This is a genomic window from Brevundimonas sp. EU05-FHT14B11 (genome assembly GCF_058790835.1).
In genome coordinates, this window is sequence record NZ_JBYTCY010000004.1 from 16,106 (window position 1) to 31,490 (window position 15,385).

A 15,385-nucleotide genomic window follows, 5' to 3' on the forward strand; every position below is an offset into this window, starting at 1 on the left:
CCGCCCGTTCGGGCGCGTTCCGGAAAGCCATGGGCATGAGCCGCCTTCGTACCGTCTTCGCCGCCGTCCTGGCGCTCGCCGTCGTCGTCCTCGGACTGACCTCGGTCCCCGCCGCCGCCCAGACCCGGGCCGAGCGCCCGACCAAACTGGTCTTCACCATCCTGTCGGCGGAAGGCCAGGCCTCGTCCGGCCCGATGTGGCAGCCGCTGCTGGACGATCTGGAACGCGCGGTCGGCATTCCGGTCGAGCCCATCTTCGGCTCGAACTACAGCGTGCTGGTCGAGGCCATGAGCGCCGACCAGGCCCAGATCGGCTGGTTCTCGGCCCTGCCGGCCGTCCAGGCGATCGACCGCGCCGGCGCCGAGGTCATCGCCCGCACCGTCGATATCGAGGGCAAGGATTCCTACACCTCGTCCCTGATCGTGAAGAAGGGCTCGGGCATCACGCTCGCCGACGTCGAGCGTTGCGGAAAGCGCTACGACTTCGGCATCGGCGACGCCCAGTCGACGTCGGGCACCCTGGCGCCGATGACCTATTTCTTCAGCCCGCGGAACATCACGCCGTCGGCCTGCTTCGCCACCGTCCGCTCTGCCAGCCACCAGGCCAACTCCTTCGCCGTGGCCAACGGCCTGGTCGACGTGGCGACCTCCAACTCGGTCAACACCGTCTTCCTGCGCCGCGAGAACCCGGCCATCGCCGACCAGATCGAGGTCATCTGGCAGTCCCCGCCGATCCCGGAATCGGGCATCCTGATCCGCGGCGACCTTCCCGCCGACGTGAAGGCCAAGATTCGTCAGTTCTTCGTCACCTACGGCCAGGGCTACGGCCCCGACGTCGAGCAACAGCGCGCGGTGATGACCAAGCTGAACTATTCCCAGTTCCGCGCCGCCGACAATAGCTACCTGGACCCCATCCGCGAGATGAAGGCCGACCAGGCCCGTCGTGAGGGCCGTCCGCCCGAGGTCGCGCCGCCGTCCAGGAAGGATCAGATCACCCGCTGGGGGCCGTTCGCCCTGATCGGCGTCCTGGTGCTGCTGGCCATCGGTCTGAACGTCCTGCCCAAGCGGGCTCCCGCGCCGAGCGATCCGGCCGTGGTTCCGGCGCCGCCGAAGAAGTCCATGGCCGCCTGGTCGCTGGACATCCTGCTGTGGGGCGGCTTCGCCATCATCCTGCTGGCGGCGGTCGGCCACGTCGGCCTGCCCAATATCGGCAACCTCTTCTCCAGCCCGGAGAAGATGCAGAAATACGGCCAGGCCTTCCTTAGCCCGGACTTCAGCCAGTGGCGCATGCTGGTCGGCCAGATGTGGCTGACGGTTCAGATCGCCCTATGGGGCACCTTCCTGGCGGTCTTCATCGCCATCCCGCTCAGCCTCATGGCGTCGCGCAACCTGTCGCCGGCCTGGTTGGTCTGGCCGGTGCGCCGCGTGATGGACCTGCTGCGCTCGGTGCCCGACCTGGTGGTCGCCACCCTGTTCATCGTCGCCGTGGGCCTGGGCCCGCTGGCCGGGGTGCTGGCCATCGCCCTGAACACCGCCGGCGTGCTGGCCAAGCTGTTCTCGGAAGCGGTCGAGTCGATCGACAAGGGGCCCATCGAGGGCGTCAAGGCGACCGGCGCGGGCGGCCTGCACGAGATCGCCTGGGGCGTCATCCCGCAGGTGGCCCCGCTGTGGACCTCCTTCGCCCTCTACCGTTTCGAATCGAACAGCCGCGCGGCCACCGTGCTGGGCCTGATCGGCGCCGGCGGCATCGGCCAGACCCTGTTCGAAAGCCTGCAGGCGTTCGAATATTCCAAGGTCTCGACCATCGCGATCATCATCGTCGTGGCGGTGACCCTGATCGACATGCTCTCCCAGGCCATGCGCAAGCGGCTGCTCTGAGCCTGAGAACCGCACCCACCTCCGCTCATCCCCGCGAAGGCGGGGACCCAGGCTTGAGCTAAGCGCGCAGCCGGTCGAACAGGTCGTGCCAGCCGGGGTTCATCTCTTCGATGAGCCTCAGCTTCCACAGCCGATTCCATTTCTTGATCTGGCGCTCGCGCCGGAATGCGCCGGCGCGGCTCTCGTAGACCTCATACCAGACAAGCCGGGCGACGCCGTATCTCGCCGTGAAGCTCTCCGGTCGCATCTTGTCTCGATGCTGCGTGATGCGCACCAGCAGGTTGTCGGTCGATCCCGTATAGAGGGTGCCGTTCCGCTTGCTGGCGACGATGTAGGTGAAAAAGGCCAAAGGCGGAGACCGCGGCTAAAACCTGGGTCCCCGCCTTCGCGGGGATGAGCGGAATTAAATCCGATCATCCATGCACGTCAAGCGTGTGTCAGCCCTGCCGCAGATCCGGCGGCGTCGCCTCTTCCGTCAGCATGCGGATGGCTTCCTCGACGGTGACCAGTTCCTGGGCCTGCGAGCCGAGGCGGCGCAGGGCGACCATGCCCTCTTCGGCTTCCTTCTTGCCGACCACGGCGATGACCGGGACCTTGCCGACCGAGTGCTCACGCACCTTGTAGCCGACCTTCTCGTTGCGCAGGTCGATCTCGGTCCGCAGCCCGGCGGCCTTGAACTTCGCCACCACCTCTTCGGCGTAGCTGTCGGCGTCCGAGACGATGGTCGCCACCACCGCCTGCGTCGGCGCCAGCCACAGCGGGAAGGCCCCGGCGTAGTTCTCGATCATGATGCCGATGAAGCGCTCGAACGAGCCCAGGATCGCGCGGTGCAGCATGACCGGCCGATGCTTCTGGCCGTCCTCGCCGATGTAGGTCGCGTCCAGCCGCTCGGGCAGGACGTAGTCCAGCTGCAGCGTGCCGCAGGTCCACTCGCGCCCGATGGCGTCCTTGACCACGAAGTCCAGCTTGGGCGCGTAGAAGGCGCCGTCGCCTTCGGCGATGACCGGATCGACGCCCGCGGCCTTGGCGGCCTCGGCCAGCATGCCCTCGGCCTTGTCCCAGAACGCGTCCGACCCGGCGCGGATCTCGGGGCGGGTGGCCAGGTTGATGTAGGCCGTCTCCATGCCCAGGTCGGCGTGGATCATCTTCGTCAGGCGGATGAAGCGCTCCGTCTCCTCGACGATCTGGTCCTCGCGGCAGAAGATGTGGGCGTCGTCCTGGGTGAAGCCGCGCACGCGCATCAGGCCGTGCAGGGCGCCCGACGGCTCATAGCGGTGGCAGGCGCCGAACTCGGCCATGCGCAGCGGCAGCTCACGGTAGGACCGCTGGCCGATGCCGAAGATCTGCACGTGGCCCGGGCAGTTCATCGGCTTCAGGCTGAGGGTCTCGCCCTCGACCGTCTCGCAGACGAACATGTTGGGGCGGTATTTCTCCCAATGGCCCGACTTCTCCCAGAAGGTGCGGTCCAGCACCTGGGGCGTCTTGACCTCGACATAGCCGGCGGCGTCCAGCCGGCGGCGCATATAGGCCTCGATGACCTGCCACAGCACCCAGCCCTTGGGGTGCCAGAAGACCATGCCCCGGCCCTCTTCCTGCATGTGGAAGAGCTCCATGGCGCGGCCCAGCTTGCGGTGGTCGCGCTTCTCGGCCTCCTCGACGCGCAGCAGATAGGCGTCCAGGTCGGCCTGGCTGGCCCAGGCCGTGGCGTAGATGCGCTGCAGCTGCGGATTGCGGTGGTCGCCGCGCCAGTAGGCGCCGGCCAGCTTGGTCAGCTTGAAGGCCTTGCCCACGAACTTCGTCGAGGGGAAGTGCGGTCCGCGGCACAGGTCCGCCCAGGTTCCCGTCCGGTAGACGGTGATCGTCTCGCTGGCGGGCAGGTCGCGGATCAGCTCGGCCTTGAAGCTCTCGCCCTTGGCCTCGAACATCGCGATGGCCTCGTCGCGGTTCCAGACCTCGCGAACCAGCTTCTCGTCGCGGTCGACGATCTCGGCCATCCGCTTCTCGATCGCGGCGAAGTCGTCCGTCGAGAACGGCTCTTCGCGGAAGAAGTCATAATAGAAGCCGTCCTCGATGGCCGGGCCGATGGTGACCTGGGTGCCGGGGAACAGCTCCTGCACGGCCTGCGCCAGGATGTGCGCGGCGTCGTGGCGGATGGTCTCCAGCGCGTCGGGATCGTCACGCATGATCAGCTTGAAGTCGCCGCCGACTTCCAGCGGACGGTCCACGTCCCACTGCTGGCCGTTGATCTCGACCAGCGCCGCGCGCTTGGCCAGGGACGGGGAGATGGAGGCCGCCACGTCACGGCCCGTCGCATCGGCGGGAAACTGTCGGCTGGCGCCGTCGGGGAATTTGAGTTCGATCATCGGTCTGTCTTTTCGGGCGGCGGAGGCACCGGATCATAGGTCCAGTCCATGCCGCTGAAGGGGTGGCATTTACAGAGGCGTCTGACCGTGAGCCATCCCCCCTTGAGCGGTCCGTGCTGGATCAGCGCGTCCCGCCCGTAGTCGGAGCAGGTCGGCCGGAACCGGCATTGCTGCCCGATCAGGGGCGACAGCGTCACCTTGTACCCGCGATGGGCCAATCGGACGCCGCGTTCGTAGAGAGTTCCGCCGGAAGCCATGTCGCCGCGCTTATCCCCCGTGAAGGGCCTGGCCTCAAGTAGCGCGACCGCGCGATAGGCCAAAGATAAAGGAGCAACCGCCTAGCCGGCGAGGCGAGTTCGGGTGTCCGGAGCCTTGCGCTCCAGCGCCTCGCGGACGGCGTCCAGCGTCGCCTCGATGGCGACCATGGTGGAGGCGTGGCGGGCCGGGTAGTCGGCGACCTGTTTCAGGGCGCGCAGGCCCTCGAACCGGCCCTCGGGGCCTTCGCCGCCGGATTTCAGCATGGCCAGCATGGCGTCGCGGGCGGCGGACAGCTCATTCGCCGTCGCGCCGATCACCGCCTCGCCCAGCACGCCCGCGGCGGCCTGGCCCAGGGCGCAGGCCTTCACGTCCTGAGCGAAGGTCGCGATGCGGCCCTCGGCGTCCAGCGTCACGTCCACGACGGCCTTCGATCCGCACAGCTTGGCGACCCGCTCGCCCGTGCCTTCCGGCGCGGGCAGGCGGCCGCTGTGCGGCAGGTTGGCCGCCAGCGTCAGGATGCGCGTGCTGTAGAGCTCGTCGATCATGGAACCCAATGTAGGGGATCAACCGCCCCTCAGCTACCTTGCAGCGAGGTCCAGGTGCGGGCGGCGGCCTGTTGCGAGCCCGCGGCGTTGCGGGCGTTCAGCCAGGCCAGGTTGCTGTCGGCCTGGTCCGGCGGCAGGTCGCGGCGCAGGATCTGCTCCGCCTCGCCCATCTTCCCGTTCAGACCCAGGGCCAGCGCCAAGTTCAGCCGCACCTTCAGCGAGGCGCCCGGCTGGGCGGCGGCGCGGCGCAGCAGGGGCTCGGCGGAGGCGTTGTCGCCGCGCGTCATGGCCGAGACGGCCATATTGGTCAGCACGTCGGGATTCTCGGGCGACAGGGCCAGGGCCTGGGCCCAGGAGGCGCGCGCGTCGTCGGTCCGGCGCACCTGCTCATAGGCCGTGCCCAGCAGCGACCAGGGGTGCCAGTCGTCGGGCTTCATGTCGCGGGCCCGCTCCAGCGCCAGGATGCCGTAGAAGGCCTGGCCGCGCGCGATATGGGCCCGCCCCAGCTCCAGCATGGCGTCGTAGTTGCCCGGCTGGACCAGCAGCACGCGCTGGGCGATGTCGGCGGCCTGGTCGTGGCGGCCCAGTTCGCGCAGCGCCTGCGAGGCCTTCACTCCGGCGACCGGATCCAGCGGCGTGATCTCGGCCTCCTGGGTCCAGAACACCGACCGCGACAGGGCGTCGGCCCGCTCATAGGCGGCGCGCACCTCGGCGGTCGCGGGCGTGCGCGGCGGCGCGGGCTCGGCGGCCTGTTGAGGCACAGGCGTGACCTGCGCCAGCGCCGGGGCGGCGAGGGCGGTGAACAGGACGACGGTTGCGATACAGGCGGTCGTGCGCGACATGAGAAGGCGCTCCGGAAAGGTCGGCCATAGAATCGGCCCTCCGCGTCAACTGCTGGTTAACAAAGGCCGACTCCATGTCCGTTCTCCATCCCGATGTGCTGACTGCCGACGCCACGGGCGCGCTTCCGGTCCGCGTGGTCGGCAAGGACGCGGTTCTGGGCGGCGCCGAGGCGGCCTGGGCCGCCGCCAATGACTTCACCGGCAAGGCCGGCCAGCTGCTGGTCCTGCCCGGCGCGGACGGCGCCGTGGCGGGCGCCCTGTTCGGCGCCGGCGACCGCTTCGATCCCATGGCCGCCCGGGGGCTGGCGGCCAGACTGCCCGCCGGCCTGTGGCGGCTGGACGGCGTGGACGGGGAGGCGGCCTCGCAGGCGGCCCTGGCCTTCGCCCTGGGAGCCTATCGCTTCGACCGCTACAAGAGCCGTCCCGCCCAGGGCCCGCGTCTGGCCGCCCCCGGCGTGGACGTGCAGCCCCTGCTGAACATCGCCTCCGCCTGCGCCCTGGCCCGCGAGATGGTCGACACCCCCGCCGGCGACATGGGCCCCCTGCAGATCGAGACCATCGCCCGCGAGATCGCCGAGGCCCACGGCGCGGCCCTGTCGGTCATCACCGGCGACGCCCTGCTGGAAGAGAACTACCCCGCCGTCCACGCCGTCGGCCGCGCCGCCGCCCCGCACCGCGCGCCCCGGGTCATCGAGATCGGCTGGAACCTGGACCAGACCGGCCTGCCCTTGGTGGCCCTGGTCGGCAAGGGCGTCGTCTTCGACACCGGCGGACTGGACCTCAAGCCCGCCGCGGGCATGCGCAACATGAAGAAGGACATGGGCGGATCGGCCCATGTGCTGGCGCTCGGCCGCCTGATCATGCAGGCCGGGCTGCCGGTGCGGCTGGTGGTGCTGGTCGCCGCCGTCGAGAACGCGGTGTCGGGCGACGCCTTCCGCCCCGGCGACGTCCTGTCCAGCCGCAAGGGCCTGACCATCGAGATCGGCAATACGGACGCCGAGGGCCGGCTGATCCTCGCCGACGTCCTGGCCCGGGCGGCGGAGCACAACCCCGACCTGACGCTGGACTTCGCCACCCTGACCGGCGCCGCGCGGATGGCGCTGGGACCGGAGCTGCCGCCGCTGTATACCGACGACGAGGCCCTGGCCGCCGACATGCTGGCCGCCGCCGCCGCCGTGGGCGACCCGCTGTGGCGCATGCCGCTGTGGGCCGGCTACCGGTCGGCGCTGGAGACCGAGATCGCCGACCTGAAGAACGATTCCTCCGCCTGGGCGCAGGCCGGCTCGGTCTGCGCGGCCCTGTTCCTGCAGAAGTTCGCCCCCGAGACCGGCGCCTGGGCGCACATGGACATCTTCGCCTGGAACCCCCGCGCCCGCCCCGGCTGGCCCGAGGGCGGCGAGGCGCAAGGCCTGCGGGCGTCGTTCGAGATGCTGAAGCGCCGCTTCGCGGTGAGGCAGTAGGCAGTAGGCAACAGGGAGGATTGCTCTCCCAGCCGCCCGGCTGCGATCTACCGCCTACTGCCTACTGCCTACTGCCTGCTGCCTAACTTCCTCCCGTTAACGGCCCTTCCACCACCGCGCGCTACAACACCGGCTCAACCAGACGAGCTTCGTTTGACCGCTGCCGCCGACATTCTGGACCCCCGCACCACCCTGGCCCGGCCCGATCTGGCCGAGCAGGCGCTGGAAGGCGTGGTCCGCGCCGCGGCCTACCGCGCGACCCGGGCGATGCGCTGCACCGCCCCGGTGGCCGACATCCATGGCGAAACCGGATCCCGCATCGACCAGCTGGTCTTCGGCGAGGTCTTCGACATCCTCGACGCCGACGGCGACCGCCTGTGGGGCCGCGCCCGCCGCGACGGCGTGGTCGGCTGGGTCAAGGCCTCCAACCTGACCGAGGGCGCGCCCCTGGCCCGCGCCCGGGTGGCCGCGGTCGACGCCGCCCTGCCGCTGAACGCCCTCGTCCTCGAGGGCGAAGACCCCAGTTTCCAGCCTGTCGGCGCGTTCGAGACCGATCCCGTCGCCGTGGCCGAACGCCTGCTCGGCGTGCCGCACGTTCCCGGCGGCCGCTCCTCGCGCGGCACCGACTGCGCGGGCCTGATCCAGCAGGCGCTCTACGCCTGCGGCCGCGCCGCGCCGCGCTATCCGGACCAGCAGGTCGAGCTGGGCGCCGAGACGCCGCGCGCGCAGGCCCGTCGCGGCGACCTGGTGATCTGGCTGCATGACGACATGGGGCCGTGGAACGGCCATTCGGCGATCCTGATCGACGCCGACCGCGTCCTGCACGCCACCGGCCACCACGGCGCGGTGGTCATCGAGCCGCTGGCCGAGGCGGAAGCCCGCTACGCCGCCGAGGGCTTCAAGGCGCCGCGCTTCCGCAGGCTCTGAGCCACAACTCCGTTGCTATCGTCATCCCGGGGGCGCGAAGCGAACCCCGGGACCCAGCGGCGCCGCGACTGCGGCGAAACACCATCAGCCGTCAACGAAGCTCGCTGTCGCCGATATTCGAGCTCCCCACAGGTTCGTGCTTTCGCGCGCCGCCGGGTTCCGGCCTTCGCCGGGATGACGATAGCGGGCCAGAACGAAAAAGGCCCCGCCGTCGCCGGCGGGGCCTTTCCGTATCTGTGACCGAGCCTAGTGGTTGGCCTGGGCCGGGCTGGTCGCGGCGGGCGGAGCCGCCGGCGTGGCCTGGGTCGTCGCCGGAGCGGCGCCCGGGGCGGCCGGAGCCGCGCCCTCGGTGGCGGCGGCGCCTTCAGCCGGAGCCGCGCCTTCCGCCGGAGCGGCGGCGGGAGCCGCGCCGGGCTGACGCGCGGGGTCCGGCGCCGGGATGGCGAAGCCGCCCGAGCCTTGCGAGCGCAGCCAGGCGATCAGGTTGATGCGGGTCTGCTGGTCGCGGATGCCCGCGAACGACATCTTGGTGCCCGGAACGTAGCGGCCCGGCGCGGTGATGAACTGGTCCAGCTGGTCATAGCCCCAGGTCGGCGCTTCGGCCTTGTGGGTCGCCATGGCGTCCGAATAGGCGAAGCCGGCGCGGTGCATGACCGGGCCGCCGACGACGCCCCACAGATTCGGGCCGATCTTGTCGGCGCCGCCCGAGTGCGCGTCGTGGCAGGCCTGGCAGCGGGCGAAGGCGGCTTCACCGGCGGCCAGATCGGCGGCCGGCAGGACCGTGCCCCAATCCGGCGGCAGGACGACTTCGGCCGGACCGCCCGCGGCTTCTTCCGGAGCGTCGACGAAGTAGCCCATCTTTTCAGGGGCTTCGGTATGATAGATCGCGCCCGTCACCTGCTGCACGCCGATGATGACGAAGGCGGTCGCCAGAGCGGCGCCCAGGATCTTGTTGCCGTTCAGATTGCCGCTCATGCGTCTCGTCGCATCCCGTACATTAGGGCCCGACCGTCTGGACGGCGGGCGAATTCTTGCGTGGGCGTCTCTTACACGCTAGCGCGGCCTTCGCAACCGGGCCGGAGCGACCTTTCAGGCGGTCCGGCGTCGCAGGCAGCGAGGCAGACCGATGAATCCGTTGATAATGATTCCCGCTCGCATGGCGGCGACCCGCCTGCCGGACAAGCCGCTGGCCGACATCGGCGGCAAGCCCATGATCGTGCGCGCCTATGAGCAGGCCGCCCTGTCGGGCCTGCCGGTGGCCGTGGCGGCGGGCGATCAGGCCATCGTCGACGCCATCGAGGCCATCGGCGGCGTGGCCGTCCTGACCGATCCGGACCTGCCTTCGGGCTCGGACCGCATACGGGCGGCCCTGGAGACCATCGATCCGGACGGCGTCCACGATGCGGTGATCAATCTCCAGGGCGACATGCCCTTCGCCGACCCGGGCCTGGCTGTCGCCTGCGCGGCCCTGTTGCACGGCGAGCCGCGTTGCGACATCGCCACACTGGTGGCGCGCGAGGCCGACCTCTCGGACCGCTCCAATCCGGACGTGGTCAAGGCGGTCATCGCCCTGCCCGAGGGCGAGCGCCACGGTCAGGCCCTCTATTTCACCCGCTCGACCCTGTACGGCGACGCCCCCGTCTGGCGGCACATCGGCCTGTACGGCTACCGCCGCGAGGCCCTGCTGAAATTCTGCGCCGCGCCGCCCTCGCCGCTGGAGAAGCGCGAAAAGCTGGAACAGCTCCGCGCCCTCGAAATGGGCCTGCAGATCTGGGCCGCTGTGATCGACGAGGCTCCGCTGTCGGTCGACAATCCGGCGGACCTCGAGGCGGCCCGAAAGCTGGCCTGACCCGATCTTCTCCCTCCCCTCATGGGGAGGGTGGCTCGCGAAGCGAGACGGGTGGGGAACCGAGCGCTCGGATACGGACCCCACCCTGTCGTCGCTGGCGCGCCGACATCCCTCCCCACTTCGGGGGAGGGAGAATCACCGCCCGCCCAGGGCGCGCGCCGTCGCCTCGTCCGCCGGGAAGAAGGATTCGATGGCGATTTCGGACAGGGTCACGTCCAGCGGCGTGCCGAACACCGTCGTCGTGGTCAGGAAGGACAGCGGCCCGTCCGGTCCGTCCAGCACCAGCGGCGTGGCGATGGCGCTGCCCGGCGCCGGGTGGGCGCGCGGCCCCGGCGGCGCGGGATAGGCCCACAGCTCGTCCAGAAGCGCCAGGATGCCGGGGTCGGCCGAGGCCGCGAACTGCGCCCGCAACCGCTCCAGCGCATGGGCCCGCCACTCCGGCAGGTTGCGGATACGCGGCGCCAGGCCCTCGGGGTGCAGGCTCAGGCGCAGCACATTGATCGGTCCCTCCAGCAGATGCGGCGCGGCGCCGGCCAGCAACGGCCCCACGGCGGCGTTGGCCATCACCAGGTTCCAGCCGCGGTCGACGGCCAGAGCGGGGTAGGGCTCGTGCGCCCTCAGCAGCCGCTCGATCGCCGCCCGGGCCACGGCCATGTCGGGCGCGTCCAGCGCGCGCTCGGCGTGGACGGCGGCGAAGCCGGCCAGGCTCAGCAGGGCGTTGCGCTCGCGCATCGGCACCTCCAGCCGCTCGGCCAGGTTCAGCACCATCTCCCGGCTGGGCCGCGCGCGGCCGGTCTCCAGGAAGCTGAGGTGGCGGGTCGAGATGTCGGCCTCAATGGCCAGGTCCATCTGGCTCAGGCGGCGACGGCGGCGCCAGTCGCGCAGGGCGTGGCCGAAGGTCGGGCCAGAAGTCGGGCCAGAAGTCGGGGGGGTGTCGGTGATGTTCTGCATGACGACGATCCAATCCCTCCGAGGTGGGTCTGGCCATTACCTCTCGCGTAATCGACCGGCCTGAGCGGGGCCGTCAATCTCGGATCGTCAACACCGAGGAGGACGACATGACCACCGCCAACACGCCCCTGTTCCTGCGCCGCGTTCTGGGCCTCGACGCCCTGGCCAGCGGCGCCACCGGCCTGCTGCTGGCCTTCGGCTCCGGCCCGCTGGACGACCTGCTGGGCCTGGACCCCGCCTTCACCCGGCCCGCCGGCCTGTTCCTGGTCGCCTGGGCCCTGGGCGTCGCCGCGCTCGCCCTGCAGACCCGTCCGGCCCGGCCGCTGGTCATGGCCGTCATCGCGGTCAACGCCCTGTGGGTGATCGAAAGCGTCATGACCCTGGTGCTGGGCTGGCTGCAGCCGAACGGGCTCGGCGTCGCCTTCGTCCTGGCTCAGGCGGCGGCGGTGGCGGTCTTCGCCGGCCTGCAGGTCTTCGCGATCCGGGGCGCCCGTCAGGCGGCCTGATCGTCGGCGCCGTCGACCCAGGCCTGCAGCAGGCTGCGGGCGATGGCGATCTTCGGCGGAGCCTTGATCGAGGGATGGCGGCCGGCCAGCACGTCGGCCGCCTCCTGCCGTGTCAGCCAGGCCACCGCCTCCAGCTCCGTCTGGTCCGGCCGGGCGTCGTCCGAATCCACGTCGGCGAACAGGCCGATCATCAGCTGGGACGGGAAGGGCCAGGGCTGGCTGGAGTGATAGCGGACCGCCGTCACCGTCAGGCCGGCCTCCTCCTCGATCTCGCGGGCGCAGCCTTCCTCGATGGTCTCGCCGGGCTCCAGGAACCCCGCCAGCGCCGACATCCGGCCCTCCGGCCAGGCTGCCTGGCGGCCCAGCAGGCATTTCGGCTCCGGCCCGCCCTTGTAGATCGCCAGCATGATGGTGACCGGATCGACGCGCGGGAAATGCTCGGTCCCGCAGGCCGGGCAGATGCGCTTCCAGCCGCCCGAGGCCGTGTCGCTGGCCTGGCCGCAGGCGGCGCAGAAGCCGTGCCGCGCGCGCCAGTCGAACAGGCTCTTGGCCAGTCCGGCCATGGCCGCGTCGGCGTCCGACAGCACGCCCGCCGCCTCGCGCATCTCGGGGAAGGCGCCCAGCCCCTGCAGCGGCCCGGCCGTCGGATCGACCGGCCCCTCCACCTCGACGGCGAAGACCGGGGCGGATTTCCACAGGCCGAGGAAGACCTCGCGATCCGGGACCACGGCCCGGGCGTGGTTCAGCGCCAGCCATTGCAGGCGCGGTCCCTCGGCATGGTCCTCGACCAGCGGCTTGCCCTGCCACATGACCAGCGCCAGCGCCTCGGGATTGGCCGCCTGCTCGACCAGCCATTCGGGATCGTTGCGCCGGTCGCCCGCCCGGTCGAGCGGATTGCCGGCGAAGGTGTTCAGGACGGGCAGGGGCATGGCCGTGTTCTAGCAAGGCGGCGCTTGCATCCGCGAGCCGGAATCGTCATATCCCCGATCGGAGATCGCGGGCGAAGGCTTCGCCAATCTGGTCAGGGCCGGAAGGCAGCAGCCACAACGAATTCCCCTTCGGGTCGCGGTCTCCACCTTTCCCAGACAATCCGGTTCCGACAGTAACGCCGTCGGTCAGCGGTTGGGTCGGCTGACGTCGAGCATCAGCGTGGCGCTTCCGCCCGTGCTGCTCAGGGATACGATCTGCACTTCGTGCGAACGCAACAGCTGCAAGAACTCTGCCTCGCTGTCTCCGGTGCGATCACCGACGACGCCATTGCTGAGGGTAAATGGCCAGATCAGCATTTCGCCTGAACGGACAGGAGAGAAGCCGAGGCGTTCAGTGACGTTGGCCGCGAGCGCCTCCACAGTCGATGCCCGGCTCCAAACCGTGCAGGTTTCAATGTGCGAACCTTCCAGGCCGAAGACCTGCTCGGAAGCCGCATGCGCCAGCATGACGAGCATTGGATTGGGGACCGCATTCTCCGCCGTCCCGGCCGGGACGTTGGCGTAATACTGTGTGTCGAGGAAGTTGCGGCTGTCCGCCTGCTGGATTCTCCCCCTGTCCTTGTACCAGTTTTGTTGGGTCAGGATCTCGTCGGCTGCGTCCCGCCGGGCGCTGGTGTCCAGACAGATGCTGGAAAAAGCTTGGAATTGTTGCGCGGCGACCGGTGTCGCGGTGAGAACGGCGGCGAGGAGACCGCTCGCCAGGCAGCGCAAGGCTATGGACATTGATACCCCACCCATCTCGATAGATGTCCGAGACCTAGCATGGCTGCTCGCGGCGACAACGGGTGTTCCCCAGTCGAGGGCCGGATGGCCGCACATCCGCCCTCCCGGAATCTCTCCGCCCACGCTAAGACAATCCCATGAGCGACATCGACCCGAGTCTCGAAGGCCCCCCGTGGGACGAGGACGCCCCGGAAGGGGCGGCGGAAGAGCGCGACCCCAATACCGAGGACATGTTCGGCGCTCCGCCCGTGGCCCCCGAGCCCGAGAAGGAAGTCGCCCTGGCCGAGGCCGCCGCGCCTTCGCCGCCGAAGCCCGCGCTCGCGGCCGAACAGCCGGCGCATGAGAACGACGGCGCCGCCTATCAGGTGCTGGCCCGCAAATACCGGCCGCGCACCTTCGAGGACCTGATCGGCCAGGAGGCGATGGTGCGCACCCTGACCAACGCCTTCGCCACCGGCCGCATCGCCCACGCCTTCATGCTGACCGGCGTGCGGGGGGTCGGCAAGACGACCACGGCCCGCCTGCTCGCCCGCGCCCTGAACAACGAGACCGACGTCATCGACCGGCCCTCGCTGGAGCTGACGGCCCATGGCCGGCACGACGCCGCCATCATGGCCGGCCAGCATATGGACGTGATGGAGATGGACGCGGCGTCGCACACCGGCGTCAACGACATCCGCGACATCCTGGAGAGCGTCCGCTATGCGCCGGTCGAGGCCCGCTACAAGGTCTACGTCCTGGACGAGGTCCACATGCTGTCGACGCAGGCGTTCAACGCCCTGCTGAAGACGCTGGAAGAGCCGCCGCCCCACGCCAAATTCATCTTCGCCACCACCGAGATCCGCAAGGTGCCGGTGACCATCCTGTCCCGCTGCCAGCGCTTCGACCTGCGCCGCGTCGAGCCGGAAATCCTAGTCGAGCATCTGGGCCGCGTCGCCGACCGCGAAGGCATGAAGATCGAGCAGGAGGCCCTGGCCCTGATCTCGCGCGCCGCCGAAGGCTCGGTCCGCGACGGCCTCAGCCTGCTGGATCAGGCCCTGGTCCAGGGCGAGCGCGGCGAGACGGTCAAGACCGAGATCGTGCGCGACATGCTCGGTCTGGCCGACCGCACCCAGACCATCGCCCTGTTCGAATCCATCATGGCGGGCCGCACGCCCGAGGCGCTGGAGCTGTTCCGCACCCTGTACGGCTACGGCGCCGATCCGGTGCAGGTGACCAACGACCTGCTGGAGCATTGCCACGCCGCCTCGGTGGCCAAGATGCTGGGCCCCAACGCCACCCGCCTGCCCAATGATCAGGCCCAGAAGCTGACGGCGCTGGGCGCGGTCATCTCGGCGGGCACGCTGGCCCGGGTCTGGCAGATGCTGCTCAAGGCGCTGGACGAGGTCCGGCGCGCGCCCAATCCCGCCGACGCGGTGGAGATGGCCATCATCCGCCTGGCCTATGCGGCCGACCTTCCGGGACCGGAAGAGGCTCTGAAGGCCCTGCGCGACGGCGACCCCGTCGGCGGCGGCGGCTCGGCCCCGCGCGGCGGCGGTGGTGGTGGAGGCGGCGGCGCCCAAGCCAGTTTAGGGGCCCAGCTGGCCGCCCGCCCGGTCGCGGCCCCGGCCCTGCCCGATCCCCAGTCCTTCGAACAGGTCGTGGCCCTGATCGGCGAGAAGCGCGAAGTCGGCCTTCAGATGGACGTGCAGCGCTTCGTCCGCCCCGTGGCCTTCAAGCCCGGCGCCATCACCTATGAGAGCGTGCAGGGCGCGCCGATCGACCTGGCCCGCAAGCTGTCCGCCCGGCTCAGGGAATGGACCGGCCGCACCTGGCTGATCGCCGCCAACGGCCAGGGCGGCGGCGAGACCATCATCGAGATCGACCGCCGCAAACGCTCCGAAGAGCGCGCCGAGGTCGAGGCCGACCCCTTCGTCAAGGCGATCATGGAGGCCTTCCCCGGCGCGAAGATCGGCGAGATCCGCACGACCGCCGCGCCGGTGGACCTGCCGGTCATCCCGGACGAGGCGGACGACGAGGACTAGGTAAGGCGGGAGGCAGGGACTGCTTTCGACCCATTGCGGACATTGGGTGGCTCATTCAGGTTGGCCCTCTG

General features: G+C 70.2%; 15 protein-coding genes, 1 other RNA gene and 1 pseudogene. 8 read left to right on the forward strand and 9 right to left on the reverse strand.

The window, feature by feature from the left end; translation table 11 throughout:
• Positions 1-35: 35 nt before the first annotated feature.
• Both phnD and phnE read left to right on the forward strand, forming a co-directional pair.
• Positions 36-887, forward strand: a pseudogene (phnD, locus tag AC3WRV_RS16575) (phosphate/phosphite/phosphonate ABC transporter substrate-binding protein); the annotation flags it as partial.
• A 231-nt stretch (positions 888-1,118) separates the two neighbouring features.
• Positions 1,119-1,877 carry a phosphonate ABC transporter, permease protein PhnE gene (gene phnE, locus AC3WRV_RS16580; RefSeq protein ID WP_291834643.1) on the forward strand — a complete coding sequence of 253 codons (759 nt, stop codon included), beginning with the start codon at positions 1,119-1,121 and terminating at the stop codon, positions 1,875-1,877.
• Between the two features lie 58 nt (positions 1,878-1,935).
• On the opposite strand, the gene AC3WRV_RS16585 is transcribed toward phnE, so the two are convergent.
• From AC3WRV_RS16585 to AC3WRV_RS16605, 5 genes are all read right to left on the reverse strand, one after another.
• The gene (locus AC3WRV_RS16585; protein ID WP_492314109.1) at positions 1,936-2,226 is read right to left on the reverse strand and encodes a GIY-YIG nuclease family protein; all 291 of its coding nucleotides are present in this window, start codon (positions 2,224-2,226) and stop codon (positions 1,936-1,938) included.
• An 88-nt stretch (positions 2,227-2,314) separates the two neighbouring features.
• A complete protein-coding gene (gene thrS / locus AC3WRV_RS16590) occupies positions 2,315-4,240 on the reverse strand; it encodes a threonine--tRNA ligase (RefSeq protein ID WP_492314110.1) in 1,926 nt (641 codons plus the stop codon).
• On the reverse strand, positions 4,237-4,497 hold the full coding sequence (yidD, locus tag AC3WRV_RS16595; protein ID WP_291834641.1) for a membrane protein insertion efficiency factor YidD: 261 nt from the start codon (positions 4,495-4,497) through the stop codon (positions 4,237-4,239). The genes thrS and yidD overlap by 4 nt, the downstream gene beginning before the upstream one ends.
• 81 nt (positions 4,498-4,578) lie before the next feature.
• On the reverse strand, positions 4,579-5,043 hold the full coding sequence (locus AC3WRV_RS16600; protein ID WP_291834613.1) for an iron-sulfur cluster assembly scaffold protein: 465 nt from the start codon (positions 5,041-5,043) through the stop codon (positions 4,579-4,581).
• A 29-nt stretch (positions 5,044-5,072) separates the two neighbouring features.
• Positions 5,073-5,885: a tetratricopeptide repeat protein gene (locus tag AC3WRV_RS16605; protein WP_291834610.1), complete on the reverse strand. Its 813-nt coding sequence runs from the start codon at positions 5,883-5,885 to the stop codon at positions 5,073-5,075.
• Positions 5,886-5,959: 74 nt separating this feature from the next.
• Between AC3WRV_RS16605 and AC3WRV_RS16610 the strand changes: the two genes are divergently transcribed.
• Positions 5,960-7,345: a leucyl aminopeptidase family protein gene (locus tag AC3WRV_RS16610; RefSeq protein WP_492314111.1), complete on the forward strand. Its 1,386-nt coding sequence runs from the start codon at positions 5,960-5,962 to the stop codon at positions 7,343-7,345.
• Between the two features lie 153 nt (positions 7,346-7,498).
• Positions 7,499-8,272, forward strand: coding sequence for a C40 family peptidase (locus tag AC3WRV_RS16615; protein WP_492314112.1), 774 nt, complete (start codon positions 7,499-7,501; stop codon positions 8,270-8,272).
• A 246-nt stretch (positions 8,273-8,518) separates the two neighbouring features.
• On the opposite strand, the gene AC3WRV_RS16620 is transcribed toward AC3WRV_RS16615, so the two are convergent.
• On the reverse strand, positions 8,519-9,247 hold the full coding sequence (locus AC3WRV_RS16620) for a c-type cytochrome (protein ID WP_492314113.1): 729 nt from the start codon (positions 9,245-9,247) through the stop codon (positions 8,519-8,521).
• Between the two features lie 151 nt (positions 9,248-9,398).
• Here AC3WRV_RS16620 and AC3WRV_RS16625 point away from each other — a divergent pair, with 151 nt between their 5' ends.
• Positions 9,399-10,121, forward strand: coding sequence for a 3-deoxy-manno-octulosonate cytidylyltransferase (locus AC3WRV_RS16625; protein WP_492314114.1), 723 nt, complete (start codon positions 9,399-9,401; stop codon positions 10,119-10,121).
• A 135-nt stretch (positions 10,122-10,256) separates the two neighbouring features.
• Here the strand turns inward: AC3WRV_RS16625 and AC3WRV_RS16630 are convergent, their stop codons facing one another.
• Positions 10,257-11,072 (reverse strand): helix-turn-helix domain-containing protein, encoded by an 816-nt coding sequence (locus AC3WRV_RS16630; protein ID WP_492314115.1) that lies wholly within the window; start codon positions 11,070-11,072, stop codon positions 10,257-10,259.
• Between the two features lie 107 nt (positions 11,073-11,179).
• Here AC3WRV_RS16630 and AC3WRV_RS16635 point away from each other — a divergent pair, with 107 nt between their 5' ends.
• Entirely contained in the window at positions 11,180-11,578 is a 399-nt protein-coding gene (locus AC3WRV_RS16635; protein WP_492314116.1) for a hypothetical protein, read from the forward strand.
• On the opposite strand, the gene nudC is transcribed toward AC3WRV_RS16635, so the two are convergent.
• The gene (nudC, locus tag AC3WRV_RS16640; RefSeq protein ID WP_492314117.1) at positions 11,566-12,507 is read right to left on the reverse strand and encodes an NAD(+) diphosphatase; all 942 of its coding nucleotides are present in this window, start codon (positions 12,505-12,507) and stop codon (positions 11,566-11,568) included. The genes AC3WRV_RS16635 and nudC overlap by 13 nt on opposite strands.
• Positions 12,508-12,564: 57 nt before the next feature.
• On the opposite strand from nudC, the gene ffs reads away from it, so the two are divergent.
• Positions 12,565-12,658, forward strand: an RNA gene (gene ffs / locus AC3WRV_RS16645) — signal recognition particle sRNA small type.
• Between the two features lie 35 nt (positions 12,659-12,693).
• Here ffs and AC3WRV_RS16650 read toward each other — a convergent pair.
• Positions 12,694-13,290: a hypothetical protein gene (locus AC3WRV_RS16650; RefSeq protein WP_492314118.1), complete on the reverse strand. Its 597-nt coding sequence runs from the start codon at positions 13,288-13,290 to the stop codon at positions 12,694-12,696.
• Between the two features lie 137 nt (positions 13,291-13,427).
• On the opposite strand from AC3WRV_RS16650, the gene AC3WRV_RS16655 reads away from it, so the two are divergent.
• On the forward strand, positions 13,428-15,314 hold the full coding sequence (locus AC3WRV_RS16655) for a DNA polymerase III subunit gamma/tau (RefSeq protein ID WP_492314119.1): 1,887 nt from the start codon (positions 13,428-13,430) through the stop codon (positions 15,312-15,314).
• The last annotated feature ends 71 nt before the right edge of the window (positions 15,315-15,385 follow it).

Bases quoted from the DNA above. Each gene is read 5' to 3' on its own strand.
- AC3WRV_RS16610 (WP_492314111.1), top strand. From the start codon at position 5,960: ATGTCCGTTCTCCATCCCGATGTGCTGACTGCCGACGCCACGGGCGCG.
- AC3WRV_RS16655 (WP_492314119.1), top strand. From the start codon at position 13,428: ATGAGCGACATCGACCCGAGTCTCGAAGGCCCCCCGTGGGACGAGGAC.
- phnE (WP_291834643.1), top strand. From the start codon at position 1,119: ATGGCCGCCTGGTCGCTGGACATCCTGCTGTGGGGCGGCTTCGCCATC.
- nudC (WP_492314117.1), bottom strand. From the start codon at position 12,507: ATGCCCCTGCCCGTCCTGAACACCTTCGCCGGCAATCCGCTCGACCGG.
- AC3WRV_RS16650 (WP_492314118.1), bottom strand. From the start codon at position 13,290: ATGTCCATAGCCTTGCGCTGCCTGGCGAGCGGTCTCCTCGCCGCCGTT.
- AC3WRV_RS16600 (WP_291834613.1), bottom strand. From the start codon at position 5,043: ATGATCGACGAGCTCTACAGCACGCGCATCCTGACGCTGGCGGCCAAC.
- AC3WRV_RS16625 (WP_492314114.1), top strand. From the start codon at position 9,399: ATGAATCCGTTGATAATGATTCCCGCTCGCATGGCGGCGACCCGCCTG.
- AC3WRV_RS16630 (WP_492314115.1), bottom strand. From the start codon at position 11,072: ATGCAGAACATCACCGACACCCCCCCGACTTCTGGCCCGACTTCTGGC.
- thrS (WP_492314110.1), bottom strand. From the start codon at position 4,240: ATGATCGAACTCAAATTCCCCGACGGCGCCAGCCGACAGTTTCCCGCC.
- yidD (WP_291834641.1), bottom strand. From the start codon at position 4,497: ATGGCTTCCGGCGGAACTCTCTACGAACGCGGCGTCCGATTGGCCCAT.
- AC3WRV_RS16620 (WP_492314113.1), bottom strand. From the start codon at position 9,247: ATGAGCGGCAATCTGAACGGCAACAAGATCCTGGGCGCCGCTCTGGCG.
- AC3WRV_RS16605 (WP_291834610.1), bottom strand. From the start codon at position 5,885: ATGTCGCGCACGACCGCCTGTATCGCAACCGTCGTCCTGTTCACCGCC.
- AC3WRV_RS16635 (WP_492314116.1), top strand. From the start codon at position 11,180: ATGACCACCGCCAACACGCCCCTGTTCCTGCGCCGCGTTCTGGGCCTC.